The organism is Bradyrhizobium brasilense, from assembly GCF_029714345.1.
Taxonomy (GTDB): Bacteria; Pseudomonadota; Alphaproteobacteria; order Rhizobiales; family Xanthobacteraceae; genus Bradyrhizobium; species Bradyrhizobium australafricanum.
Window position 1 is genome coordinate 7,998,926 of the sequence record NZ_CP121669.1, and the last position, 24,262, is coordinate 8,023,187.

A 24,262-nucleotide genomic window follows, 5' to 3' on the forward strand; every position below is an offset into this window, starting at 1 on the left:
CCAGCCGTCAGCGCTGCGCTTCGGCGCGCAGATAGTCCACAAGTTGCTTGGCCGCCCGCGGCAGCGCCTTGAAGCTGCGCGCGCAGATCGTCAGCCGGCGGTTGGCCCAGGCGTCGCGGATCCTTATCGTCGTGATCGGCATCGACGCCGCGCAGCGCCGCGCCGCGGTCTCCGGGATCACGGCGATGCCGACATCGGCGGCGACCATCTGGCAGATCGCGTCGAAGCCGCGCAGGCGGGCGCGAAAGCGCAGCCGCGCGCCGAGCTTTGCGGCGTGCCGCGAGATATGGACCTGCAACGCGGACGTTGCCGTGAGGCCGACGAAATCGCGGCCGACCACTTCCTGGAAGTCGATCTGGCGGCGGCCGCCGAGATCGCCGCGACGCGACGCCACCAGCATCAAGCGGTCCTCGCTGAACAGGAAGCGCTCGACGCTGTCGGGCAGCGCGTGCTCCGCGGCGAAGCCGAGATCGGCGGCGCCGCTGGCGATCGCGGTGGCGATATCGGTGCTCTCGCGCTCCTCGACATCGACGCTGATATCGGGATGCTCGTGCAGGAAGGCCGCGAGCGCCCGCGGCAGATGCTCCGACAGGCCCGAGGTATTGGCGAGCAGCAGCACATTGGCGCGCACGCCGCTGGCATAGGCGGCGAGATCGCTTTGCAGCGCCTCGACGTTGTGAATCACGATGCGGGCATGACCGAGCAGGCTCTCGCCCGCCGCCGTCAGTTCGACGCCGCGGCGGCCGCGCTTGAGCAGTGCGACGCCGAGCGCCTCCTCGAGGCCCTTGATCCGCTCGCTGGCGGAAGCCAGCGCAAGATTCGCGCGCGCCGCGCCCTGCGTGATACTGCGCGCATCGGCAACCGCGATGAACAATTGCAAGTCGATCAGGTCGAACCGCATGACGTTTCCCGCCCCATACCTTCGGATCGCCCGAAGGCTAACTCCGTAACCTCCAGATTGTGCCGTTCGCATCGATCGGTCAATGTGCCGCCATGGTCGACCATCTCCTGATCTTCATCGCTTTCGCCTTCCTGCTCGCCGGCTTCGTCAAGGGGACGCTCGGCCTCGGCCTGCCGACGGTCGCGATGGGGCTGCTCGCAACCACGATGGCGCCGGGCCAGGCGATCGCGATCGTGATCGTGCCGGCGATCGTCACCAATATCTGGCAGACCTTCGTCGGCCCCTATCTGCGCGACATCCTCAAGCGGCTGTGGCCGCTGATGCTCGGCACCGTGGCCGGGATCTGGATCAATGCCGGGCTGCTGACCGGGCCATACGCGGCCTACGGCACCGTGGTGCTGGGCGTGCTGCTGGTGATCTACGCGATCGTCGGCCTGAGCAGGTTCAGCTTCAAGGTCGCGCGGCGCGACGAAAAATGGATCGGCGGCATCGTCGGCGTCATCACCGGGCTGATCTCGGCGGCGACCGGCGTTCAGGTCATCCCCTCGATGCCGTTCATGCAGGCGATCGGCATGGAGAAGGACGAACTGGTGCAGGCGCTCGGCGTGTTCTTCACCACTGCGACCGTGGCGCTCGCGTTCAACCTCACGGCATCGGGCCTTCTGACGGCAGCCACCGCACTGCCCGGCGCGGTCGCGATGGCGGCGTCGTTCACCGGCATGTTCATCGGCCAGGCGGTTCGCACACGGATGCACCCCGAGGTGTTCCGCCGCTGGTTCCTGATCGCGATGATCCTGCTCGGCATCTATCTCGCCGGCAGCGCACTGCTCAAGATCCACGGCTAGAGCGGCAAAGCCAGAGCGCCAAGGCGCGAGCTAGCGCGCCTCCAGCGTCGCGACGCGGACGCCGAGATAGATGAAGAGCGCGCCGAGCGAGCGGTTGATCCAGGCGATCACGCCGGCCGATTGCCTGATGCGGCCGGCAGCCCGCGCCGCGAAGGCCGCAAGACCAAGGCACCACAGCGTGCCGCCGGTGATGAAGATCAGCCCGAGCACCAGGAAGGCGAGCGTCTTGTGCGGCGAATCGGCCGCCACGAATTGCGGCAGGAAAGCCAGGAAGAACAGCGCCACCTTGGGGTTGAGGATATTGGTCAGCGCCCCCTGCCAGAACACCCGCGAGATCGAGGTCTCGCCGCCCTGCCCGGCGATCTCGGCGACCGGCTTGGCGCGCGAAAGCAGCATCTGCAGGCCGGTCAGCACCAGATAGGCCGCGCCGACCAGCTTGACGGCCAGGAACGCGGTCGACGAGGCCATCAGCAGTGCCGACAGGCCGATCGCCGCACCCAGCACATGGACCAGGCAACCGCAGCTGATACCGATCGCCGCAGCGGCTCCGCCGCGCCATCCGAGCTGAATCGTGCGCCCGATGATATAAGCGGTATCCGGCCCCGGTGTGACGTTGAGCAGCAGCCCGGACAGGACAAACAGCCAAAGCTCGTGAATTCCCAGCATGTCAGCGACGTTAACCTATGCAAGTAGCCGTCCGGAAAGGATGATCGGCCAGCCGGCGCCATCCCAGCGACACACGAATTCAGTAGACAAACGACTGTACCATCCGTTCGTCGCGTGCCAATTCTTGCTACTATGCATTATAGGTGCCTGCAAACCGGGCTTCCGCCGGACCCGGCCTGTCTTGTAAGTATCGGATTCGGTCACCTCGGCTAAAGTGGCCATCCCAGGGCACAGGAGACATGGAAAGACGGCTCGCTGCCATTCTTTGCGCTGACATCGCCGGCTATTCCCGCATGATGGGTGCCGACGAAGCGGGGACTCATGCCTCGTTCAAGGCGCACCGCAGCGCGATTTACCCGATCATCCTCAACCATGGGGGCCGAATCGTCAAAAACACCGGCGACGGCTTCCTTCTGGAATTTCCGAGCATCATCGGCGCGATCGAGGCCGCCGTCGCGATGCAGACCCTGATGGCCGAGCGCAACGAACATCTGCCGGCCGACCGCGCCATGCACTTCCGGATGGGCGTCCACATGGGCGACGTGATGGCCGACGAGGACGAGGTGTTCGGCGACGACGTCAACATCGCCGTCCGTCTCGAGACGGTCGCAACGCCCGGCGGCATCGCGGTGTCGGACAAGGCCCGCACCGAAGCGGGACGGCGGCTTGCCGTCACCCTCGTCGACGCCGGCCCTCACCGCTTCAAGAACATCGCCGAGCCGGTCAATGTCTGGACCTGGGCGCCGGCCGGATCCGATGCCCAGGAGCAGGTTCCGGACGACGGCCCGCATCTGCCGGGGCAATACCGGACCGCAATCGTCGGCGTGCTGCCGTTCGACAATCTGAGCGGCGGCGCTGACGAATATTTCTCGGACGGCCTGACCGAGGACCTGATCCACGCGCTGTCGCTGCAATCCTTCTATCGCGTGCTGAGCCGCAACTCGACCTTCGCCTACAAGGGCAAGAACGTCTCGACGCGGCTGATCGCGCGTGAGATCGACGCGACCTATCTGATCCAGGGTTCGGTACGGCGCGCCGGCAACAAGATCCGCGTCTCCGCCGAACTGATCGCGCCCGAGAAGGGCGAGCAGCTGTGGACCGGCCGCTACGACCGCGACATGGGCGACCTGTTCGCGATGCAGGACGAGATCACCGCGAATCTCTCCGCCGCCGTCGCCCAGGAGATCTATCGCGCCGAGGCCTCGGCACCGGCGCGCTCGCCGAACGCCGAACTGACGGCGTGGGATCGCTTCCTGAAGGGGCTGTCGCACTACTACCAGCAGACCAAGGACGATTGCGAAACCGCGATCGCGCTGTTCAAGGAGGCGATCGAGCTCGACCCCGCGCTGTCGATCGCGCGCGCCTATCTGGCGCTGATCCAGATCCAGAGCATCCAGTTCGGCTGGATTCCGAGCACGCGCGAATTGTGGGCCTCGTCGGTCAGCCTGGCCGAGAGCAGCGTGCGGCTCGACCCGCGCTCCTCGTTCGCGTTTTCGCTGCTGGCCTATCTGCACGCGATGCAGGGCCATTACGAAGCCGCGATGGATGCCATCAAGCGGGCGATCGAGCTCAACCCCTACGACATGGGCGCGCGCGGCGTGCTGGGAATCTGCCACATGGTGATCGGCGACCATCGCAAGGCGGTCGATCTGTTCTCGACGGCGGTCCAGCGCGGCAACAGCGACCCGCGCTACCAATGGGCGGCGCTGAACGCATTCAGCCATTATCTGCTCGGGCAATATGACGCGTCGCTATCGTGGTCGCGCGAGGGACTGTATCTGAACCCGAACCATCTGCAGTGCCTTGCGGTGCGTACCGCAGCGCTCGCCCAGCTCGGCCGCGCCGACGAGGCCGCGCAGGCGGCCGAGGCCCTGCTCGCCAATCATCCCGAGCTGACGGTCGAGCGTCACTTGCGCAATTTTCACTGGAAGAACCCGGCCGACATCGCGCATTATCGCGACGGCCTCTTGAAAGCCGGCCTGCCGTTCGGCAAACTCGCTCTGGTTGCATCCACCTCGAAATTCGCCGTCGATTCCTGAGCGAATTCATCCACCGGTAATGGATGCTTTTTAAGCTGAAGCTTTTCAGGATGTGGTTTGATGTCCGATATGGCTGCAAGCGCGGCGCCCGCCCCGCAGATTTCTCCTGACAATCCCTGCCCGTTCCTGCGGGCGCTCGTCGCCGGCAACTATGTCGGCGGCCATATCGTGCCGCTGCCTGAACTGACCGGGACCATCGGGCGCGCAACCGGCAAGACCGGCTTCGAGGGATTCACCGCGCGGGCGAAGATCTTCATGGTGGCGCAGATCGCCAACGGCCTCGGTCCTTTCAGCCAGCTGCGCAGCCTGTTCCAGGGCGCCATTCTCGACGCGCTGCGCAACGGCCCGCTCGACAAGCACGGCGCCGGCTCGCGCATCCTCGACCAGCACGCGGTGGTCCATGAGGACGAGATCGCGCGGCTCGCGACCTTCGGCAGCGACCACAAGGCACCCGACGGCAGCGTCGAACGCGGGCTGTCGGCCGCCGAGATCAAGACCTTCATGGCGGCGAACTTCCAGCGCGCCAAGGACGAGCATCCGCCGTCCTACGGCATCCTGCACTGCTACTATCCGCTCCTGATGCTAGGCGAGTGGCCGGTGCTGCTCGACATCATGGGCAAGGGCGAAGGCAAGGACCGCTATCTCAGCGTCGCCGAGGTCAGGACGCTGTTCGTGAACAAGCGCTTTCCTGACCGGATCGTCGCGCTGCTGCAGCGCTAGATTTTTGTTGGACGCGTTTTCTTCACGCGAACCGGCATCCGCTTCGCTCGAAAACGCCATGTTTCACTTGAACAGCGGCGTGCCCGGCACGAACGCATCGAACGCCGCCCAGAATTGGCCGCGGTAGCGGTCCTGCTCCTGCAGGATTTCGTGCTTGGAGCCGGCGATCACGAGATGCGAGCCGGCGCGCAAGTGATAGGCGAACTCCTCGATCGCGGCCGTCGACACCACCTCGTCATTGCTCGCCGCCAGCATCAGGATCGGCTGGCGGATTTCGGACGGATACGACATGCCGCGGAAGGTGCGCATCGCGGTGAATGCGGTGTCGGCCCAGGCGATCGTCGGCGCCGCGATGCCGAGCGTCGGATCTTCTTCCAGGATCGCCGCGTTGCGGGCATGGCGCACCGGATCGCTGGTGACGGGATTGCCGATGAAGGGCGCGAGGCCGACTAGTTCGTCGCTGCCGCCGGGAACATAGCGGCCGCCCTGCCCGGCCAGCCGCATGATCCGAAGCAGCGCGCTCGGGAAGAACGACACGCGGCGGCGCGGCAGGTCGATCATCGGCGCCGACAGCACCATGCGGTCGAACCAGCGCTTGCCGGCATGCGCGAGGCGCAGCATCACCGCACCGCCCATCGAATGCGCCAGCGCGAAATAGGGCGGCGGGCAATCCGGCAGCACCACCTGCTGCACGAAGGTCTCGACGTCGACCTCGTAGTCGGCGAAGTCGCGCACATAGCCCTTGCGGGGATCGCGCAGCCGCCGCGACGAGTGGCCCTGCCCGCGCCAGTCGATCATCGCGACCGCAAAGCCGCGGTCGCGCAGATCGCGCACGGTCTCGAAATATTTTTCGATCATCTCGCCGCGCCCGCCGAACACGCAGACCGTGCCCTTGCGGCCGGGCGGCGGCGCCCAGCGCGCAAAGCGCAGCTCGGCCCCGTCTGGTGTCTTGATGGTGCCACTGACAACGTCGTCCGGAACCGGGTTGGCGGGAATCGAGACGAGCGTCATGAAGGGGACCGGAGTGGTGAGACAGGGTGGAGATCAAGGACGCCGGCGCCGAAAAATGCGACGCGGTTTCCGCCTCTTGAACGCGACGTGACCCCTCCCATATCACCTCCGTGCAGGCCGCTACCAGTGCTTCGGAACCGAAACATCAGGCTGCACACATCTAAGCCCGGCCCGATGGCGGGCGGGTAACTGAAACAGTCGCTCAATGGAGGACTATTCCTATGCGTAGCTACGACCTCACTCCGTTTTATCGTTCCACCGTCGGCTTCGACCGCCTCTTCAACCTGCTCGATCAGGTGACCTCGGACGGCAGCCCCGGCTATCCCCCCTACAACATCGAGCGCACCGGCGAGAATGCTTACCGGATCAGCGTTGCGGTCTCCGGCTTCTCGCAGGCCGAGCTTTCGATCGTCGCGAAGGAGAACACGCTGACGATCAAGGGCGAGAAGACCGCCAACGAGAACTCCGGCAACGGCTCCGAAGTGCTCTATCGCGGCATCGCCTCCCGCGCCTTCGAGCGCGTCTTCCAGCTCGCCGACTTCGTGCAGGTGAAGAACGCTTCGCTCGAGAACGGTCTGCTCCACGTCGATCTCGTCCGCGAGATTCCCGAGGCCAAGAAGCCCCGCAGCATTCCGATCGGCGGCGGCGAGAAGGCTCCGCAGGTCGTTGACGGCTCGGCCGGCAAGGTCGCCGCCTGAGCAACAAACCCCGCGTCAGCAGATATTGGCTGATTGCGAAAACGCCCCGGGAAACCGGGGCGTTTTTTGTTGCCGTCAGTCCGTAGCCCGGATGAAGCGAAGCGCAATACGGGAGGGTCGTGCCGCCGAGAACGTCCCCGGATTTCGCTCCGCTCCATCCGGGCTACGAATCTCACTCCAATCCCTGCACCTTGGGCATTGCCTGGGTCGGCAGGATCGCGGGCGCGGGCGCCGGCGCCGGCGCACCCTGACCGACGGTCGGAGCCTCGGCTTGCTGGACGGCTTGCGGCGCAGCCTGGGCCTCGGCCGGCTTCGGGGCAGCCGCGGCCTGCTCGGCCGTCGCGGGGGCGGCTGCCTGAGCAGGCTGCGGCGAGGCCGCCTGCGGGACGGCCGCCTGGGCCGCCGGGGCCGGAGCCTGGGCTGCCGCCGGCGCTTGGGCAGCCGCCGGAGTCTGGGTCGCCGGAGCCTGCGCCGCCGGAACCTGGGCCTTGGCCCCCAGCGGGTTCCGCTTCGGCACCGGCACGCGGCTGGCGACATGCGGGATCGGGAGTGGCGGGCGCGGCACCCGAGCCTGGATCGGCCGCGGCATCGGCCCGACGGGACCGTCGGTCGCGCTCATTTCCTCTTCGTAATTGTCGCCGAGCCGGGAGGCGGGCGTGAAGCGGATGATGTGGCCGTCGCGGGCATCGATCACCAGCCGGCCGTCGTCGCCGCCCTGGTCGATCACCGAGATCGTGTAGACGAACCCGCGCTGCCGGGGCGCGCCAAGCGGCAGATAGCCGTTCTCGCGGAGCACGGTATAGACCTCGACCGGCGGCAACAGGCTCGGGACCCGGCCAAAGCGCGGCGGCGGCGGAACCTCGGGCATGGCAGCATAGGGCCCGTCCATGTCGGATACCCTGACCAGAAGCGGGCTGCCGATCCGGGCGGACGTCGCCAGCTGGGCCTCGGCCGAGGCTGCGGTGAGCGCGAGGGCGGCGGCAGCAACCGAACCTGTGAACAACTTCATCGCCGTAACTCCTGTCTGCCCCGCCCTGGAGCGTTTCCGCTCTCTTGCCGGCTTGCCCCAAGGCAAAACTTCAGTTTCAAATTCGGCGGTCCTTGGTCGCTCCTTGGGCCAGATCACGGCGTGTTTGCTTCGAATCGGGGGCGTCTCACGCCCGCCGAGCCGTTCGATCCGAGCATGCGGGCGAGGACTTCCTCGCGCTTGTGTGATAGACAAAAATTTGGCAAGGTCTAAGTTAGGACAGTAAAGCTGTCTCAATTTCGAGGCCATCCCGGCATAGGGATTGCAACGAGACCTCGGCGCCCCGAGCTCCGAGAATGCTGCAGGCAGGGCCGTCCCTCAGGGGACGTTGAAACGCCCGTCGTCTGAATTTAGGAAAATGCGGCTCGCGGCGGACGAGCGGTGGCCCGGTGGGTGCCGCAACGTCCAAGGTGCGCCAAATACGGTGGGGCCCTTACGAAAGGGAGAGGACACATGAGCGGGTCGGAATTCGAGCGCGAAAACATCGTGGCAGGAACGCTGTCGGCGACCGCGGACTCGAAAGCCGCCGAGCCCGCGCGTGAGTTGCATACTTGGCGCCCGGAAGCCGAAGGCCTGTTTGATCCGAGCCTGGAAAAGGATTCCTGCGGCGTCGGCTTCATCGCCAACATCAAGGGCCAGAAGTCGCACCAGATCGTCTCCGACGCGCTGAACATCCTGTGCAACCTCGAGCATCGCGGCGCCGTCGGCGCCGACCCGCGCGCCGGTGACGGCGCCGGCATCCTGGTGCAGATCCCGCACGCCTTCTTCGCGCGCAAGACCGCGGAGCTCGGCTTCAAGCTGCCGCAGCCCGGCGAATACGCCATCGGCGCGCTGTTCATGCCGCGCGATGCCGCGTGGCGGAACGTGATCAAGAGCATCATCGCCGACGAGATCAAGAACGAGGGCTTCAAGCTGCTCGGCTGGCGCGACGTGCCCAGTGACAATTCATCGCTCGGCGTCACCGTGAAGCCGACGGAGCCCTACCACATGCAGGTCTTCATCGGCCGCAATGGTGCGGCCAAGACCGAGGACGATTTCGAGCGCCACCTCTACATCCTGCGCAAGTCGATCTCGCAGGCGATCTATCAGCGCCGCGACCGCGGCATGGCGGGCTACTATCCGTGCTCGCTGTCGTGCCGCACCGTGATCTACAAGGGCATGTTCCTCGCCGACCAGCTCGGCAAGTACTATCCCGACCTGCATGAGGCCGACTTCGACAGCGCGCTGGCGCTGGTGCATCAACGCTTCTCGACCAACACCTTCCCGACCTGGTCGCTGGCGCATCCCTACCGGATGATCGCCCATAACGGCGAAATCAACACGCTGCGCGGCAACGTCAACTGGATGGCGGCGCGGCAGGCTTCCGTGCATTCGGAGCTCTACGGCAAGGACATCAGCCGCCTGTGGCCGATCTCCTATGAAGGCCAGAGCGACACCGCCTGCTTCGACAACGCGCTCGAATTCCTGGTGCAGGGCGGCTACTCGCTGCCGCACGCCGTGATGATGATGATTCCGGAAGCGTGGGCCGGCAATCCCCTGATGGATGAGCAGCGCCGCGCGTTCTACGAATATCATGCCGCGCTGATGGAGCCGTGGGACGGCCCGGCCGCGATCGCCTTCACCGATGGCCGCAAGATCGGCGCCACGCTCGATCGCAACGGCCTGCGCCCGGCGCGCTATCTCGTCACCAAGGACGACCGCATCGTGATGGCGTCCGAAATGGGCGTGCTGAAGATTCCGGAGGACCAGATCGTCACCAAGTGGCGGCTGCAGCCCGGCAAGATGCTGCTCGTCGACCTCGAGCAGGGCCGCCTGATTCCGGACGACGAGATCAAGGCCGACCTCGCCAAGAGCCATCCCTACAGCGACTGGCTGCATCGCACCCAGATCCAGCTCGAGGAGCTGCCGGATGCGCCGGCCAAGGGCGTGCGCTCCAACCTGCCGCTGCTCGATCGGCAGCAGGCGTTCGGCTACAGCCAGGAAGACATCGCGATCCTGATGACGCCGATGGCGGCCACCGGCGAGGAAGCCGCGGGCTCAATGGGCAACGACACGCCGATCTCGGCGCTGTCGGACAAGCCGAAGCAGCTGTTCACCTACTTCAAGCAGAACTTCGCGCAGGTGACGAACCCGCCGATCGACCCGATCCGCGAGGAAATCGTCATGAGCCTCGTCTCGATCATCGGGCCGCGGCCGAACCTGTTCGACCTGCAGGGCGTCGCCTCGACCAAGCGCCTCGAGGTGCGGCAGCCGATCCTGACCGACGCCGATCTGGAAAAGATCCGCTCGATCTCCGACGTCGCCGAGACCCACTTCAAGTCGCGCACGCTCGACACCACCTTCCACGCCGGGTTCGGCGCTGCGGGCATGGAGCAGGTGCTCGACGAGCTCTGCGCACGCGCCGAGGGCGCAGTGCGCGAGGGCATCAACATCATCATCCTGTCGGACCGCATGACCGGTACCGACCGGATTCCGATCCCGTCGCTGCTGGCCTGCGCCGCCGTGCATCATCACCTGATCCGCACCGGCCTGCGCACCTCGGTCGGCCTCGTCGTGGAATCCGGTGAGCCGCGCGAGGTGCATCACTTCGCCTGTCTCGCCGGCTACGGCGCCGAAGCGATCAACCCCTACCTCGCGTTCGAAACCATCCTCGCGATGAAGGACCGGTTGCCCGGCGCGCTCGACGACTACGAGATCGTCAAGCGCTACATCAAGTCGATCGGCAAGGGCCTGCTCAAGGTGATGTCCAAGATGGGCATCTCAACCTACCAGTCCTATTGCGGCGCGCAGATCTTCGACGCGGTCGGCCTCAAGGCGGACTTCGTCGCCAAGTATTTTGCCGGCACCCACACAAGGATCGAGGGCGTCGGCCTCGGCGAGATCGCCGAGGAGACCGTGCGGCGCCACACCGACGCCTTCGGTGACGGCCAGATCTACAAGAGCGCGCTCGATGTCGGTGGCGAATATGCCTACCGCACCCGCGGCGAGGACCACGCCTGGACCGCGGAATCGGTCTCGACGCTGCAGCATGCCGTGCGCGGCAATTCGCAGGAGCGCTACCGGGCGTTCGCCAAGATCCTCAACGAGCAGTCCGAGCGTCTGTTGACGCTGCGCGGCCTGTTCCGGATCAAGAGCGCCGAGGACGACAAGCGCAAGCCGGTCAAGCTCGAGGATGTCGAGCCGGCCAAGGACATCGTCAAGCGGTTCTCGACCGGCGCGATGTCGTTCGGCTCGATCTCGCGCGAGGCGCACACCACGCTCGCGATCGCGATGAACCGGATCGGCGGCAAGTCGAACACCGGCGAAGGCGGCGAGGAGTCCGATCGCTTCAAGCCGATGCCCAACGGCGACTCGATGCGCTCGGCGATCAAGCAGGTCGCCTCGGGCCGGTTCGGCGTGACGACGGAATACCTCGTCAACTCCGACATGATGCAGATCAAGATGGCGCAGGGCGCCAAGCCCGGCGAAGGCGGCCAGCTGCCCGGCCACAAGGTCGACGCGACGATTGCCCGCGTCCGGCATTCGACGCCGGGCGTCGGCCTGATCTCGCCGCCGCCGCATCACGACATCTACTCGATCGAAGACCTCGCCCAGCTGATCTACGACCTCAAGAACGTCAATCCGGACGGCCAGGTCTCGGTGAAGCTGGTGTCGGAAGTCGGCGTCGGCACGGTTGCCGCCGGCGTCGCCAAGGCGCGCGCCGACCATGTCACGATCGCGGGCTTCGAGGGCGGCACCGGTGCCTCGCCGCTGACCTCGATCAAGCATGCCGGCTCGCCGTGGGAGATCGGTCTTGCCGAGACCCATCAGACGCTGGTGCGCCAGCAGCTGCGCAGCCGCATCGCGGTCCAGGTCGACGGCGGCTTCCGCACCGGCCGTGACGTCGTGATCGGCGCGCTGCTCGGGGCCGACGAGTTCGGCTTCGCCACCGCCCCCCTGATCGCGGCGGGCTGCATCATGATGCGCAAGTGCCACCTCAACACCTGCCCGGTCGGCGTCGCGACCCAGGATCCGGTGCTGCGCAAGCGCTTCACCGGCCAGCCCGAGCACGTCATCAACTACTTCTTCTTCGTCGCCGAGGAAGTCCGCGAGATCATGGCGCAGCTCGGCTACAAGACGTTCGACGAGATGGTCGGCCAGGTCCAGATGCTGGACCAGACCGCGCTGGTCTCGCACTGGAAGGCCAAGGGCCTCGATTTCTCCAAGCTGTTCGTGCGGCAGAAGGAGGAGAAGGGCCAGACGATCTATCACTCGGAGAGCCAGAACCACCATCTGGAAGCCGTGCTCGACCGCCGGCTGATCGAGAGGGCGCAGGCCGCGCTCGATCGCGGCGCCCCGGTCAAGATCGAGGAAGAGATCAACAACACCGACCGTTCCGCCGGCGCGATGCTGTCGGGCGCGGTGGCCAAGATCTACGGCCATGCCGGCCTGCCGCTCGACACCATTCATGTCGGCCTGAAGGGCACGGCGGGACAGGCGTTCGGCGCCTGGCTCGCCAAGGGCGTCACCTTCGAGCTCGAGGGTGAAGGCAACGACTATGTCGGCAAGGGCCTCTCGGGCGGCTGCATCATCGTCAAGCCGCCGAAGATCTCCGGCATCGTGCCGGAAGAGTCGATCATCGTCGGCAACACCGTGATGTACGGCGCGATCGCGGGTGAGTGCTACTTCCGCGGCATCGCCGGCGAGCGCTTCGCGGTGCGCAACTCCGGCGCGGTCGCGGTCGTCGAGGGCGCCGGCGATCATTGCTGCGAATACATGACCGGCGGCATCGTCGTGGTGCTCGGCAAGACCGGACGCAACTTCGCGGCCGGCATGTCTGGCGGCATCGCCTATGTGCTGGACGAGGCCGGCGACTTCGACAAGCTCTGCAACCTTTCGATGGTCGAGCTCGAGCCGGTGCTATCGGAGGAGATGATCAACGCCGACACCTACCACCACTCCGGCGATCTCGAGGCGCATGGCCGGGTCGACGTGTTCCAGAACCTGCTCGACTCCGATGTGGAGCGGCTGCACGTCCTGATCACGCGTCACGCCAAGCTGACCGGTTCGAAGAAGGCGGCGGAGATCCTCGCCGACTGGAAGAGCTGGCTGCCGAAATTCCGCAAGGTGATGCCGGTGGAGTACCGCCGCGCGCTGAAGGAAATGAAGGCGAACGCCGACGCCGAGCCGAAGATCGCGATCGGCGCGTAAGCCTGAAAGACCCTCATGGTGAGGAGGCGCGCAGCGCCGTCTCGAACCATGAGGCCGCCACACGGGCCTCCATCCTTCGAGACGCGGCGCACGCGCCGCTCCTCAGGATGAGGGTCAAACAGAACAGACGAACACATGATGCAGGGGCATCGGGTTTCAATGGGTAAGATCACAGGTTTTCTCGAGATCGAGCGGCATGACCGCAAGTACGAGCCGGTCGCCGATCGACTCAAGAACTTCAGGGAATTCGTCATTCCGCTGAGCGAGAAGGACACGCGCGACCAGGCTGCGCGCTGCATGAATTGCGGCATCCCCTATTGCCACGGCACCGGCTCAACCGCGCCGGGCACGCCGGGCTGCCCGGTCAACAACCAGATCCCCGATTTCAACGACCTCGTCTATCAGGGCAACTGGGAAGAAGCCTCGCGCAACCTGCACTCGACCAACAATTTCCCCGAATTCACCGGCCGCATCTGCCCGGCGCCGTGCGAGGCGTCCTGCACGCTCAACATCGACGACAACCCGGTCACCATCAAGACCATCGAATGCGCGATCGTCGACCGCGCCTGGGACAATGGCTGGCTGAAGCCGGAAATCGCCGCGCAGAAGACCGGCAAGAAGGTCGCCGTGATCGGCTCGGGTCCCGCCGGCATGGCCGCCGCGCAGCAGCTCGCGCGCGCCGGCCACGAGGTGCATGTCTACGAGAAGTTCGCCAAGGCCGGCGGCCTGCTGCGCTACGGCATTCCCGACTTCAAGATGGAGAAGGGCATCATCGATCGCCGCGTGGCGCAGATGGAAGCCGAGGGCGTCACCTTCCATTACGGCAAGGCCGTCGGCGGCTCGACGCCGGGTGCGATCGATCCGCAGGAGCTCGCCAAGCAGTATGACGCGGTGGCGCTGACCGGCGGCGCGGAAGCCCCGCGCGACCTGCCGATTCCCGGCCGCGAGCTTTCCGGCATCCACTTCGCGATGGACTTCCTGCCGCAGCAGAACCGCCGCGTCTCCGGCGAGCCGCTGAACGGTGCCGCCGACATCCTCGCCGGCGGCAAGCATGTCGTCGTGATCGGCGGCGGCGATACCGGCTCGGACTGCATCGGCACCTCCTTCCGGCAAGGCGCCAAGTCGGTGACCCAGCTCGAGATCATGCCGGCGCCGCCCGAGCACGAGAACAAGGGCGTGACCTGGCCGAACTGGCCGCTGAAGATGCGCACGTCGTCGAGCCAGGCCGAAGGCGCGGTGCGCGAATTCGCCGTGCTGACGACCAAGTTCGAAGGCGTCGACGGCAAGGTGACGAAACTGCATTGCGTCAAGGTCGACGACAAGTTCAAGCCGCTGCCCGGCACCGAGTTCACGCTCGACGCCGAGCTCGTGCTGCTGGCGATGGGCTTCGTCCATCCGGTGCACGAGGGGCTGCTCAAGACGCTGGGCGTCGAGCTCGACCAGCGCGGCAACGTCCGCGCCTCCCTGCAGGACTACCAGACCTCGCGCGCGAAGATCTTCTCCGCCGGCGACATGCGCCGCGGCCAGTCACTCGTGGTCTGGGCGATCCGCGAAGGCCGCCTGTGCGCGCGCTCGATCGACACCTTCCTGATGGGGAAGACCGATCTGCCGGGGTAAGCGCGTCAGCCGCCACGTCACTGCAGCCACACACTGAACTGTCATCGCCCGCGAAAGCGGGCGATCCAGTATTCCAGAGGCGTCAGGGCTTGAACGGACAGGCCACGGCGTACTGGGTGCCCCGCGTTCGCGGAGCACGACACCTCATTTGAGATGCGACTTAGGCATCCTCACCGCTAATTCTGCACCCGCACGCCGAGCATCACCACCGTCGACGCCGAGCTCTGTCCCGGCTGGTTGGAATCCAGCCAGTCGCGGCGCAGCGTGCCCTTGATCCAGAGGCTGCGGGTCATCTTGTAGATCAGATCGCCTGACACCGAGTAGATCGTGTCGTTGCGGTTGTCGCCCTGGTAATCGAGCGTACCGTAGGTGAACTTGCCGATGCCGGTCAGCCAGCGGCGGAAGTCGTGGTCGACCTCGACGGTGTAGGTGCGCGACAGCACGCCCGAGGTGCCGGGCAGCGTGGTCTCGCCGAGCTGGGTGTCGGAATAGAATTTGGCCGTGGTCAGCGGCGTCGCATTCCAGGTCAGCGAGGCGGTGGTCAGCAGGCCCTTGAGCGGGCTAAGCCGCGGATCGACATAGTCGCGCCTAGCATAGCCGATCGAGACCTCGCCGAACAGAATCCGGGTGAACTCGAACGATGTGCCGACCTTGGCGTAACCGCCCGACGAATTGCGCGCGTAACCGTTGCGGTCGAGATAGAGATCATGGAAGCGGCTGTCGCCCTCCACTTCCACGAACGGCTTCACGGCCGGATTGAGCTCATAGCTGACGCGGCCGACACCGCCATACTGCGTGAAGTTGCGATCGTCGTTGGACGACGAGGTGCCGTCGGTCAGCTTCGACCACTGATAGTCGGTGCGGTCGACGGTGCCGCCGAGCGAGACCTGCATGCGGTTGAAATTCTGGTCGATGCCGAAGGTGCCGCCAACGGTGGTGTAGATCGGATATCTGGCGAGGCCGGCCTGCACGTTCGGGCTGCCGGGATTGTCGGTCGAGACCAGCAGGCGGGCCTGCCCCAGGAGATGCGTGTCTCTTGAGACGTCGAGCCGGCCGTCGATATGACCGGTGAAGTTCGGACGGTCGATGTCGAGCGGCGCCGACAGCGGGGTGCCGTTGGCGTTCGGCGTCAGCTCGGAGCCATAGCCGGTGAAGGAGCCGCGCAGATCCGCGACGACGGCGTGACGCTCCCAGTCGGAGACCGCGAGGAATTCCGGCGCGACCATGTAAAACGCCTTGCCCTGCGGCGAGTAGAGCCGGCCCGGATTGGTGTCGTAGCCCGCCATCACCTCGACCGCGGTCTTGACCATGAACGAGCCGGCGTAGTCGCCGACCGCGCCGAACGGATCGTCGTCGATCTTGAGCCGCTTGCGCGGCGGCTGGCCGACGATGGTGCCCGCCATCGCTGGCGGCAGCGGCGTCTTGTTGGCGGTCTCCGAGGGCGGGATCGACAGCCGCAGCTGCCCCGTGCCGTTCAATGGCACCGGCGTCGGCGGCGGCGAGCCGGGTCCCGCCGGCGGCTTCGGTTTGGCCTGACCCGGATAGTATTTCGGCTTCTGGCGCTTGCGGTTGAGCGAGTCGTAACCCGACGTCGAGGCGCCGTTCGCCGCGGGGAGCCCGTAGGTCGGGACCTGCCCGATCCGCGTCGTCGATGTTGATGTCGATGAAGACGAGGAGGAACGGCGATCGCGATCGGCGTCGGGCAGCTTCAGGCCGTTGAGCGGATCCATGGCGTCAGCCGTGGTCCGGCGCAGCGGCGAATCCTGCGTGATCACCTGGCTCTGGCGATTGGGGCTGAACAGATCGGGCGTCACGGTCTGGGCCGCGGCGAACCCGGTGGTCACGGTCAGCGCCAGGACGGTCACGGCAGGGCATGGCAAAACCGCGCGGACGAGGTGTCCACGCCGGTCTTGGCCGCTTGCTGGCCGCCGCAACACGATGGAAAAACTCCAACGAATTCACATACTTGCCGGACGCACTCCACCGGGCGGCGGAAAACGTCGTTAATGGAGTTAAAACAATTATGGTTAATGAGCCGTTGAGGATCGGCCGCCGCGCGTCGCATCGCGGAATCGAACGTGCTAAGGGAGATGCCCGGGTGCAAAAACCCTCCCTTGGAATCCTAAATGGCCAAACCGAAACCGCTGATGACCAAATCATCCGGCCCCGATGACGGCGCTGTTCAATCGGCGCTCCGCACCCTCGATGCCGAAGCAAGCGGCGTCGCAGCCATCTCCGCGGCACTGAAGTCCGACCTCGGCGCGCCGTTCGCGGCCGCGTCCGAGCTGATCGGCAACGCCAAGGGACGGCTGATCGTCACCGGGCTCGGTAAGTCCGGCCATATCGGGCGCAAGATCGCCGCGACCTTTGCCTCGACCGGCACGCCGTCGTTCTTCGTGCACGCCGCCGAAGCGAGCCATGGCGATCTCGGCATGATCACGATCGATGACGTGATCCTGGCGCTGTCATGGTCCGGCGAGCAGCCGGAGATGCGCAACCTGATCGCCTATGCCGCCCGCTTCGGCATTCCGCTGATCGCGATGACGGCCGACAAGGACTCGACGCTGAGCAAGGCCGCCGACGTGCAGCTGACGCTGCCGAAGGCCCGCGAGGCCTGCCCGCACAATCTGGCGCCGACCACGTCCTCGCTGATGATGCTGGCGCTCGGCGATGCGCTGGCGATCGCGCTGCTCGAGGGCCGCGGCTTCACCTCGACCGATTTCAGCGTGCTGCATCCGGGCGGCAAGCTCGGCGCGCTCCTGAAATATGCCCGCGACCTGATGCATGGCGGCGACGCGCTGCCGCTGAAGCCGCTCGGCACCAAGATGTCGGACGCGCTGGTCGAGATGACCTCCAAGGGTTTTGGCTGCGTCGGCATCGTCGACCGCCACGGCCATCTCGTCGGCATCGTCACCGACGGCGATCTGCGCCGGCAGATGCGCCCCGACCTTTTGACGCTGTCAGTCGACGAGGTCATGACCAGGACGCCGAAGACGATCAGCCGCGATACGCTGGCCGGCGAAGTGCTGGAATTGCTCAACGCCTCGAAGATCACGACGCTGATCGTGACCGACGCCAAGAAGCCGGTCGGCATCATCCATCTGCACGATCTGCTGCGCGCGGGCGTAGCGTAGCGCAAGCTTCCCCCGTCATTGCGAGCGAAGCGAAGCAATCCATCTCTCCTCTTGCGGGAAATGGATTGCTTCGTCGCTTCGCTCCTCGCAATGACGATGATTACCTCGGAAACCGCGCCGCGGTTTCCTCCAGTGGCAGGGCCAGCGCGTTGGCGAGGTAGGAGACGGTGCGGTAGAAGCCGCACAAGAGGATGATCTCCAGGATCTGGTCCTCATCGTAATGCGCCGACAGCGCCGCGAATTCCGCGTCATCCAGCGTCGCGCGGGCATGCAGCGCGTCGACTGCCGCGATCATCGCCTGTTCGGCCGGCGACCAACAGCCGGCATCGGCCGCAGCGCCCACGGTGGCGTGGACCTGCTGCTCCGTCAGTTCGGCGGCTGCGCCGAACGCCGTGACGTGGACGCCCCATTCATATTCGCAGGCATTGAGTGCGCAGGTGCGGTCGATCACGATCTCCCGCTCCCTGAGCGACAACGGCCCGCGGTCCAAAAGGCTGCCGCCGCGAAACTTCTCCCAGGCGCGCGGATGGCCCGCCATCATGCGGAACAGCACCAGCGGCGGCTTGCCGCGCATGATGCGGTCGAAATGCTGTTGAACGTCCGCCGGATAAGGCGGATCGAGCGGCGCGAGGCGTGACATGGCCTGATCCCGTTGCTACATTTAATGTAGCGACACGCTACAATATCTGTAGCGACTCGCAAGAGGGATTCGAAAGGATTTCGCGACATGCCGAAGCAGGGCCCAGTCACAAGACCCGGCGTCCGCGGCTCGCGGTCCGGCCGCCCGATCATGGCGCTGCTCGATTTGCTGGGACGGCGCTGGACCTTGCGCATCATCTGGGAGCTGCGCGAGGGCGCGCTGACCTCGCGCGCGCTGCGCACCGCCTGCGACGAGGCCTCGCCGACGATCCTGCAGACGCGATTGACCGAGCTGCGCGAGGCCGGCTTCGTCGAGCTATCCGAGGATGGTTACGGCCTCACCACGCTCGGCCACGAGTTATTTGCGACATTCACGCCGCTCAACCGCTTCGCCGAGCGCTGGAGCAAGCAGGGCGGCAGCTAGACCTCGGCGGCCGTCAGTGTGTAGCCCGCATGAGCGGAGCGACATGCGGGACCGGTTTCCCCGGGTATCGCGGAGCCTGTCATCGGGCGCGCATGCGCGCGACCCGTTGGCTCACCCGGGCTACAGATTACTCGCCCGAAGCAGCATCCGACGCTCGGGGCCGAGTCGTCGTCAATGGCTCAGGCCAGACTAAGCGATCGCCACCGTCAGGCTGGCGCCGTCGGCGCGCACCACCTTCACCCGGCTGCCGGCCGGCGCATCGGGGCCGGCGACGCGCCACACCGTATCGTCGATCCGCACCGTGCCTGATCCGTCAACGATCGGCTTCTCCAGCGTGAATTCGCGGCCGACCAGGGCTTCGTTGCGGCGGTTGAGGAAGGGATTGGTCTTGCTTGCCGCCGTCGCGCCCTTGGCGAAATGCCGCCATGCCGGCACCGCCAGGGCGGCGAACACTGCGAACATCAAGAGCTGTATCTGCCAGGACGGCGTGAAAGCGAACGACAGCAGGCCGACAAGGAGCGCCGCGAGCCCGAGCCAGAAAAGGAACACCCCGGGCGCCGCGAGTTCCAGCGCCATCAGGATGAAGCCGAAGATCAGCCAGTTCCAGGTACCCAATGTCGAAAACATCTCGGCCATGACAGGACCTCTACCATTGCGGGCGCGACGCCGTCACGCCCTCACCGCTGCGGCGGCACCGGAGGCGGCGCCGTCGGGCCGGCCGGCGGCACTGAGCCGCCGCGCCGTGCTGCGGCCGTAGCGGACGCCGCACTCTCGCCGAAGGTGGCGCGGGCGATCTCGCCGATGCCGGCCAGCGATCCCAGCACGCTCGAAGTTTCGATCGGCAGCATCAGGACCTTCTGGTTCGGCGATTCCGCGAGCTGGCCGAACGCCTTGATGTACTTGTCGGCGATGAAATAGTTCAGCGCGGCGACGTCGCCCTTGGCGATCGATTCCGACACCATCTGGGTCGCCTTCGCCTCGGCCTCGGCAAGCCGTTCGCGCGCCTCGGCGTCGCGGAAGGCAGCCTCGCGGCGGCCCTCGGCCTGCAGGATCTGGCCTTGCTTGGCGCCCTCGGCGCGCAGGATCTCGGATTGCCGCTGACCCTCGGCCTGCAAAATGTCGGCGCGCTTGACGCGCTCGGCCTTCATCTGCCGGCCCATCGCCTCGACGAGGTCGGCCGGCGGCACGATGTCCTTGATCTCGATGCGGTTGACCTTGACGCCCCAGGGCGACACCGCGGCGTCGACCACGCGCAGCAGCCGCTCATTGATCTCGTCACGATGCGACAGCACCTGGTCGAGATCCATCGAGCCCATCACCGAGCGGATGTTGGTCATGGTCAGGACGGTGATCGCCTGGTTGAGATTGGCGACCTCGTAGCTCGCCTTGGCAGCATCGAACACCTGGTAGAACGCGACACCGTCCACCGTCACGGTAGCGTTGTCCTTGGTGATCACCTCCTGCTCGGGGATGTCGATCACCTGCTCCATCATGTTGATCTTGCGCCCGATGCGGTCGAAATACGGCACGATCAAATTGAGGCCGGGCGACAGCGTGCGGGTGTATTTGCCGAACCGCTCGATGGTCCAGTCAAAACCCTGCGGAACGGTCTTGACCCCGGCGAACAGCGTAACGATGACGAGAAGAACAAACGCGATCGCGAAAACGTCGAAGCCAGTCATAAAGTCCTCCAGGGCCGGCGAGACCGTCGCCAGTCACGGTCGTGCATTGGTCGGCAGGACCGCTCCGCCGGTTCAGCCGGCTGTTGTTCTCCCTAGCACATAGGAAGCTGCTGTCGGATGACCAGATGCCAACGAATGCCCGTGCCCGGTGTCACGGATCGTTAACAATCAAATCCAGCCTCCTTAGATCCAGCCTTGCAGCTCGCGCAGCACAAGCTGGCGGATCACGTCCATGCCGCCGTCGCTGTCGTTGAGGCAGGGGATCGCCGCAAACTGCTCGCCGCCATTGTGCCGGAAGATCTCGGCATTCTCCTGCGCGATCTCCTCCAGGGTCTCCAGGCAATCGGCGGAGAAGCCGGGCGTGACCACGGCAATGCGCCGCACGCCATCCTTGGCCAGCTTCTCGACCGTCTTGTCGGTATAGGGCTGCAGCCACTCGGCCTTGCCGAAGCGTGACTGGAAGGTGAGGATCAGCTTGTCGGCATCGAGCCCGAGCCGCTTGCGCAGCGCATTGGTCGTGGCGATGCATTGCGCCTGATACGGATCGCCCTTGTCGACATACTCCTTCGGCATGCCGTGGAACGAGGCGACGATGATCTCGGGCTGGAACGGCAATGCCGCAAGATGCGCATTGATCGAGACCGCGAGCGCCTCGATGTAGTCGGGATCGTCGTAGTAAGGCGGCGTCACCCGCAGGATCGGCTGCGCGCGCATGCCGGCCAGCACGCGAAACGCCTCGTCGCAGACGGTCGCCGACGTCGCGGCGGAATATTGCGGATAGAGCGGCACCACCAGCAGCCGGCCGCAGCCCTGCGCCGCCAGCGCCTCGATGCGCTCCTTGATCGAGGGGTTGCCGTAGCGCATCGCCCAGTCGACCACGACGTGGTCGTGATCGGCGATCGCCTCCGCCAGCTTGTCGGCCTGCGAGCGCGTGATGGTCTTCAGCGGCGACTCGTTCTTCTCGGTGTTCCAGATCTTCAGATAGTCGCGCGCCTTGCGGGCCGGACGGACCCGCAGGATGATGCCGTTGAGGATCAGCTTCCAGAGCAGGCCCTGATCCTCGATCACCCGCGGATCGGACAGGAATTCCTTGAGATAGACCCGCACGCCGGCGGCATCCGCCGTATCGGGCGTGCCGAGATTGACCAGCAGCACGCCGACGCGTTCCGGCCTCGGCCCCGCGGCAGGCTTCGCGCTCTCGAAGGGGATCACCGTGCTCATGATGGCCTTGCGCTTGATATCCTTCGCCTGGGAGCTTTGGGCTTCGCGCGTTGCTCCAACCTTGTCAAGCCGAGTGCGGGTTGGCTACGTTCCCGTGCGGAATAAGGGGGAACCATGACGATCGCCGAATGGTGCGTCTTCGGGACGCTGATGCTCTCGCTGCTGACGATCGTATCGGTGAAGTGGACCAGCTTCCGCAGCTTCGACAATGCCAGGCCGCGCGATCCCGACTTCTACGACGACCCGATCCGCTCGCGGGCGCTCGGCGCGCACCAAAACGGCATCGAGGCCTTCCCGTTCTTCGCCTTCGCCGTGCTGCTCGCCGAATTCCGCATCGGCCCGCTGCGGCTGATCGACGAGCTCGCGGTGCTGTTCCTGATCGTGCGGATCGCCTACGTCTTCACCTATATCGGCAACCGCCCGACGCTGCGCTCGATCCTCTGGAGCATCGGATTTGCGATCAACATCGCGATCTTCCTGCTGCCGGCGATCAGGGGCTATCTGACGAGTTGAGTGCGAATCCGCTCCCCTCCCCGTCATCCCCGCGCAAAGGCTTCGCCTTTGTCGCTGGAGGAGCGCGCCCTTGCGCGCGTCTCGAAGGATGCACGGCCCGGCTGGTGGCCGTCGATCCTTCGAGACGCCTGCTACGCAGGCTCCTCAGGATGACGGATAACCTGGAGTGGGACCCTACAAACACGTCGCGCGCTCGGCCGCGATGTAGCCGAACAATAGCCCGAGCCCGAACAGCAGCACGAGGCCCGCGGCGGCGAATTCCAGGCCGCGCATGATGACCATGCCGCCGCCGTCGCGCGCCGCGCTCAGCCGCTCCGCCACGCCGCGCGCCGACACCGCGACCAGCGCGATCGCGGCCACCGTGATGGCGGTGCCGAGCCCCATCACGAGGGTCGCGGCAATGCCGGCCCAGAACAGGCCCTGCGCCAGCGCGAATACCAGCACCAGGATCGCGCCCGAGCAGGGCCGGATCCCGACAGTGAGGATCGCACCTAAGCCGCGCCGCCAGCCACCGGGACCAGCAAGCTCGGCCGGCGTCGGCCCGTGCGAATGGCCGCAATGCTCGTCGTGGACGTGCGGCGCGTCATGCCCGTGATCGTGGCCGTGATCATGATGATGCCCGTGATCGTCATGCGTGTGACGATGATGGTGATCATGGCCGTGGTCGTGGTGATCGTGATCATGGTGGTCGTGTTCGTGCTGATGCACGCCGGCCATCGCCAGCGCCGGCCGCGGCACCTGCAACGCGCGGAAGAAGCCGCCGCCCTTGACCCAGACCAGCCGGGCGCCGAACGCCGCGATCAGCGCGTAGCTCGCGATCTCGATCGCCTTCTCCGCCCCGCACATGGTCTTCGCGGTCGCGTTGAGCAGCCAGGCACAGATGCCCACGATCAGAACGGCGACCACCGACTGCATCAGCGCCGAGGCGAACGACAGGACGATGCCGCGCCGCGCGGTCTCGCGATTGGCGACCATGTAGGATGAGATCACCGCCTTGCCGTGGCCGGGGCCGGCGGCATGGAAAATCCCGTAGGCAAAGGAGATCACAAGCAGCGTCCAGACCGCCGAACCGTCGGATTTCGCGGCGCGGATGGTCTGGGAAATCTCGCGGTAAAACTCCGACTGCTTCGCCAGCAGCCAGCCGACCAGGCCGCCCTGCGACTCCGCCGCGCGCGGCGCACCAAACGGATTTTGCGCCAGCAGCGCATGGACCGTCCCATCGAGCAGCGCGAATGCCGCCAGCACGGCCGCGGACACGGCGAGGCCGCGCGTCATGCGCGAGACGATCGGCGTCATGGGCACTCCACCGAGACCTTGTTGGCGAACATCATGCCGAAATTGCCGTTGCCGCCGTCGAGAAAGGTCTGCTCGCCGAGCTTCTGCGCGGCGGCGGTGCCGTCGCTATTCGGCCGCTCGAACTGCATCTTGCAGTTCGCCGCGGCGCCGACCAGCTTGACCGGCTCCTTCTCGGCATACTGGAAGTCGATGAAATAGGTCGGGTCGAATACTTCGAGCGAGAGCTGCCTGGCCTTGAACGGCGTCTTCACCGGCAAAGTGAAGTGCAGCGTCAGCGCCGAATCCTTGTATTCGAGGAAATAGTCGACCGGCTCGGTGAACTTCTGCTTCTTGCCGTCGCCCTTGGCGAAGGTGAAGTAGGCGTATTCCTTCAGCGACTCGACGTTGGTCTGCGCCAGCGGCGCCAGCTCCTCGCGGCTGTAGGCGCCCTTCACCTTGGTCTCGATGCCCTGCAGCGCGTAGGTCGAGAACATGTCGTCAAAGGTCCAGGCGTGCCGGACCCCGGTGATGGTGCCGTCGGGCGCGTAGATCAGCTCGCTCCTGGCAACGATCCAGACATGCGGATGGGCCTCGGCGGCCGCCGTGCCGAGCACGACGGACACCGCAAGCACGAGCCAGCCGATCAGCCGGTTCAACGAC

20 protein-coding genes are annotated in these 24,262 nt (G+C 65.9%); 9 read left to right on the plus strand and 11 right to left on the minus strand.

The window, feature by feature from the left end; translation table 11 throughout:
* Positions 1-7: 7 nt before the first annotated feature.
* Entirely contained in the window at positions 8-901 is an 894-nt protein-coding gene (locus QA635_RS36940; protein WP_283064773.1) for a LysR family transcriptional regulator, read from the minus strand.
* 92 nt (positions 902-993) lie between these two features.
* On the opposite strand from QA635_RS36940, the gene QA635_RS36945 reads away from it, so the two are divergent.
* Entirely contained in the window at positions 994-1,746 is a 753-nt protein-coding gene (locus QA635_RS36945; RefSeq protein ID WP_283064774.1) for a sulfite exporter TauE/SafE family protein, read from the plus strand.
* Positions 1,747-1,776: 30 nt separating this feature from the next.
* Here QA635_RS36945 and QA635_RS36950 read toward each other — a convergent pair whose 3' ends face one another.
* Positions 1,777-2,412 carry a LysE family translocator gene (locus QA635_RS36950; RefSeq protein WP_168857880.1) on the minus strand — a complete coding sequence of 212 codons (636 nt, stop codon included), beginning with the start codon at positions 2,410-2,412 and terminating at the stop codon, positions 1,777-1,779.
* Between the two features lie 239 nt (positions 2,413-2,651).
* Between QA635_RS36950 and QA635_RS36955 the strand changes: the two genes are divergently transcribed.
* Complete coding sequence (locus QA635_RS36955; RefSeq protein WP_057016253.1) at positions 2,652-4,451, plus strand: adenylate/guanylate cyclase domain-containing protein; 1,800 nt, start codon at positions 2,652-2,654, stop codon at positions 4,449-4,451.
* 60 nt (positions 4,452-4,511) lie between these two features.
* Positions 4,512-5,171, plus strand: a complete 660-nt coding sequence (locus QA635_RS36960) for a hypothetical protein (RefSeq protein ID WP_283064777.1) — start codon at positions 4,512-4,514, stop codon at positions 5,169-5,171.
* Between the two features lie 63 nt (positions 5,172-5,234).
* Here QA635_RS36960 and QA635_RS36965 read toward each other — a convergent pair whose 3' ends face one another.
* A complete protein-coding gene (locus QA635_RS36965) occupies positions 5,235-6,182 on the minus strand; it encodes an alpha/beta fold hydrolase (protein ID WP_016844028.1) in 948 nt (315 codons plus the stop codon).
* 221 nt (positions 6,183-6,403) lie between these two features.
* Between QA635_RS36965 and QA635_RS36970 the strand changes: the two genes are divergently transcribed.
* On the plus strand, positions 6,404-6,880 hold the full coding sequence (locus QA635_RS36970) for an Hsp20 family protein (RefSeq protein WP_028341344.1): 477 nt from the start codon (positions 6,404-6,406) through the stop codon (positions 6,878-6,880).
* A 172-nt stretch (positions 6,881-7,052) separates the two neighbouring features.
* Here QA635_RS36970 and QA635_RS36975 read toward each other — a convergent pair whose 3' ends face one another.
* Complete coding sequence (locus QA635_RS36975) at positions 7,053-7,889, minus strand: hypothetical protein (protein WP_283064780.1); 837 nt, start codon at positions 7,887-7,889, stop codon at positions 7,053-7,055.
* 471 nt (positions 7,890-8,360) lie between these two features.
* On the opposite strand from QA635_RS36975, the gene gltB reads away from it, so the two are divergent.
* The gene (gltB, locus tag QA635_RS36980) at positions 8,361-13,097 is read left to right on the plus strand and encodes a glutamate synthase large subunit (RefSeq protein ID WP_283064781.1); all 4,737 of its coding nucleotides are present in this window, start codon (positions 8,361-8,363) and stop codon (positions 13,095-13,097) included.
* Positions 13,098-13,256: 159 nt separating this feature from the next.
* Positions 13,257-14,714, plus strand: a complete 1,458-nt coding sequence (locus tag QA635_RS36985; protein ID WP_283064782.1) for a glutamate synthase subunit beta — start codon at positions 13,257-13,259, stop codon at positions 14,712-14,714.
* 176 nt (positions 14,715-14,890) lie between these two features.
* Here the strand turns inward: QA635_RS36985 and QA635_RS36990 are convergent, their stop codons facing one another.
* The gene (locus QA635_RS36990) at positions 14,891-16,579 is read right to left on the minus strand and encodes an outer membrane beta-barrel protein (RefSeq protein WP_283064783.1); all 1,689 of its coding nucleotides are present in this window, start codon (positions 16,577-16,579) and stop codon (positions 14,891-14,893) included.
* A 261-nt stretch (positions 16,580-16,840) separates the two neighbouring features.
* Between QA635_RS36990 and QA635_RS36995 the strand changes: the two genes are divergently transcribed.
* Positions 16,841-17,848, plus strand: coding sequence for a KpsF/GutQ family sugar-phosphate isomerase (locus QA635_RS36995; RefSeq protein ID WP_283064784.1), 1,008 nt, complete (start codon positions 16,841-16,843; stop codon positions 17,846-17,848).
* Positions 17,849-17,948: 100 nt separating this feature from the next.
* Here QA635_RS36995 and QA635_RS37000 read toward each other — a convergent pair whose 3' ends face one another.
* The gene (locus QA635_RS37000; protein WP_283064785.1) at positions 17,949-18,488 is read right to left on the minus strand and encodes a carboxymuconolactone decarboxylase family protein; all 540 of its coding nucleotides are present in this window, start codon (positions 18,486-18,488) and stop codon (positions 17,949-17,951) included.
* 87 nt (positions 18,489-18,575) lie between these two features.
* On the opposite strand from QA635_RS37000, the gene QA635_RS37005 reads away from it, so the two are divergent.
* Complete coding sequence (locus QA635_RS37005; protein WP_283064786.1) at positions 18,576-18,911, plus strand: winged helix-turn-helix transcriptional regulator; 336 nt, start codon at positions 18,576-18,578, stop codon at positions 18,909-18,911.
* Positions 18,912-19,100: 189 nt separating this feature from the next.
* Here QA635_RS37005 and QA635_RS37010 read toward each other — a convergent pair whose 3' ends face one another.
* The 3 genes from QA635_RS37010 to hemH all read right to left on the minus strand — a co-directional run bounded on the left by QA635_RS37010 (position 19,101) and on the right by hemH (position 21,814).
* Positions 19,101-19,547: an NfeD family protein gene (locus tag QA635_RS37010; protein WP_028332871.1), complete on the minus strand. Its 447-nt coding sequence runs from the start codon at positions 19,545-19,547 to the stop codon at positions 19,101-19,103.
* A 41-nt stretch (positions 19,548-19,588) separates the two neighbouring features.
* Positions 19,589-20,593 carry an SPFH domain-containing protein gene (locus QA635_RS37015; protein WP_225163841.1) on the minus strand — a complete coding sequence of 335 codons (1,005 nt, stop codon included), beginning with the start codon at positions 20,591-20,593 and terminating at the stop codon, positions 19,589-19,591.
* Between the two features lie 183 nt (positions 20,594-20,776).
* A complete protein-coding gene (gene hemH / locus QA635_RS37020) occupies positions 20,777-21,814 on the minus strand; it encodes a ferrochelatase (RefSeq protein WP_283064787.1) in 1,038 nt (345 codons plus the stop codon).
* Between the two features lie 114 nt (positions 21,815-21,928).
* Between hemH and QA635_RS37025 the strand changes: the two genes are divergently transcribed.
* Positions 21,929-22,327: an MAPEG family protein gene (locus QA635_RS37025; protein ID WP_283064788.1), complete on the plus strand. Its 399-nt coding sequence runs from the start codon at positions 21,929-21,931 to the stop codon at positions 22,325-22,327.
* 174 nt (positions 22,328-22,501) lie between these two features.
* Here QA635_RS37025 and QA635_RS37030 read toward each other — a convergent pair whose 3' ends face one another.
* On the minus strand, positions 22,502-23,623 hold the full coding sequence (locus QA635_RS37030; protein ID WP_283064789.1) for a nickel/cobalt transporter: 1,122 nt from the start codon (positions 23,621-23,623) through the stop codon (positions 22,502-22,504).
* Positions 23,620-24,258, minus strand: coding sequence for a DUF1007 family protein (locus tag QA635_RS37035; protein ID WP_225648381.1), 639 nt, complete (start codon positions 24,256-24,258; stop codon positions 23,620-23,622). Before QA635_RS37035 ends, QA635_RS37030 begins: the two co-directional genes overlap by 4 nt.
* Between the last annotated feature and the right edge of the window lie 4 nt (positions 24,259-24,262).

Excerpts from the sequence above, each read along its gene's own strand:
- gltB (WP_283064781.1), top strand. The coding sequence starts at position 8,361 with ATGAGCGGGTCGGAATTCGAGCGCGAAAACATCGTGGCAGGAACGCTG.
- QA635_RS37030 (WP_283064789.1), bottom strand. The coding sequence starts at position 23,623 with ATGACGCCGATCGTCTCGCGCATGACGCGCGGCCTCGCCGTGTCCGCG.
- QA635_RS37010 (WP_028332871.1), bottom strand. The coding sequence starts at position 19,547 with ATGGCCGAGATGTTTTCGACATTGGGTACCTGGAACTGGCTGATCTTC.
- QA635_RS36945 (WP_283064774.1), top strand. The coding sequence starts at position 994 with ATGGTCGACCATCTCCTGATCTTCATCGCTTTCGCCTTCCTGCTCGCC.
- QA635_RS36960 (WP_283064777.1), top strand. The coding sequence starts at position 4,512 with ATGTCCGATATGGCTGCAAGCGCGGCGCCCGCCCCGCAGATTTCTCCT.
- QA635_RS36940 (WP_283064773.1), bottom strand. The coding sequence starts at position 901 with ATGCGGTTCGACCTGATCGACTTGCAATTGTTCATCGCGGTTGCCGAT.
- QA635_RS36965 (WP_016844028.1), bottom strand. The coding sequence starts at position 6,182 with ATGACGCTCGTCTCGATTCCCGCCAACCCGGTTCCGGACGACGTTGTC.
- QA635_RS36970 (WP_028341344.1), top strand. The coding sequence starts at position 6,404 with ATGCGTAGCTACGACCTCACTCCGTTTTATCGTTCCACCGTCGGCTTC.
- QA635_RS37025 (WP_283064788.1), top strand. The coding sequence starts at position 21,929 with ATGACGATCGCCGAATGGTGCGTCTTCGGGACGCTGATGCTCTCGCTG.
- QA635_RS36975 (WP_283064780.1), bottom strand. The coding sequence starts at position 7,889 with ATGAAGTTGTTCACAGGTTCGGTTGCTGCCGCCGCCCTCGCGCTCACC.
- QA635_RS37005 (WP_283064786.1), top strand. The coding sequence starts at position 18,576 with ATGCCGAAGCAGGGCCCAGTCACAAGACCCGGCGTCCGCGGCTCGCGG.
- QA635_RS37000 (WP_283064785.1), bottom strand. The coding sequence starts at position 18,488 with ATGTCACGCCTCGCGCCGCTCGATCCGCCTTATCCGGCGGACGTTCAA.
- QA635_RS36985 (WP_283064782.1), top strand. The coding sequence starts at position 13,257 with ATGGGTAAGATCACAGGTTTTCTCGAGATCGAGCGGCATGACCGCAAG.
- QA635_RS36955 (WP_057016253.1), top strand. The coding sequence starts at position 2,652 with ATGGAAAGACGGCTCGCTGCCATTCTTTGCGCTGACATCGCCGGCTAT.
- QA635_RS37015 (WP_225163841.1), bottom strand. The coding sequence starts at position 20,593 with ATGACTGGCTTCGACGTTTTCGCGATCGCGTTTGTTCTTCTCGTCATC.
- QA635_RS36995 (WP_283064784.1), top strand. The coding sequence starts at position 16,841 with ATGGCCAAACCGAAACCGCTGATGACCAAATCATCCGGCCCCGATGAC.
- hemH (WP_283064787.1), bottom strand. The coding sequence starts at position 21,814 with ATGAGCACGGTGATCCCCTTCGAGAGCGCGAAGCCTGCCGCGGGGCCG.
- QA635_RS36950 (WP_168857880.1), bottom strand. The coding sequence starts at position 2,412 with ATGCTGGGAATTCACGAGCTTTGGCTGTTTGTCCTGTCCGGGCTGCTG.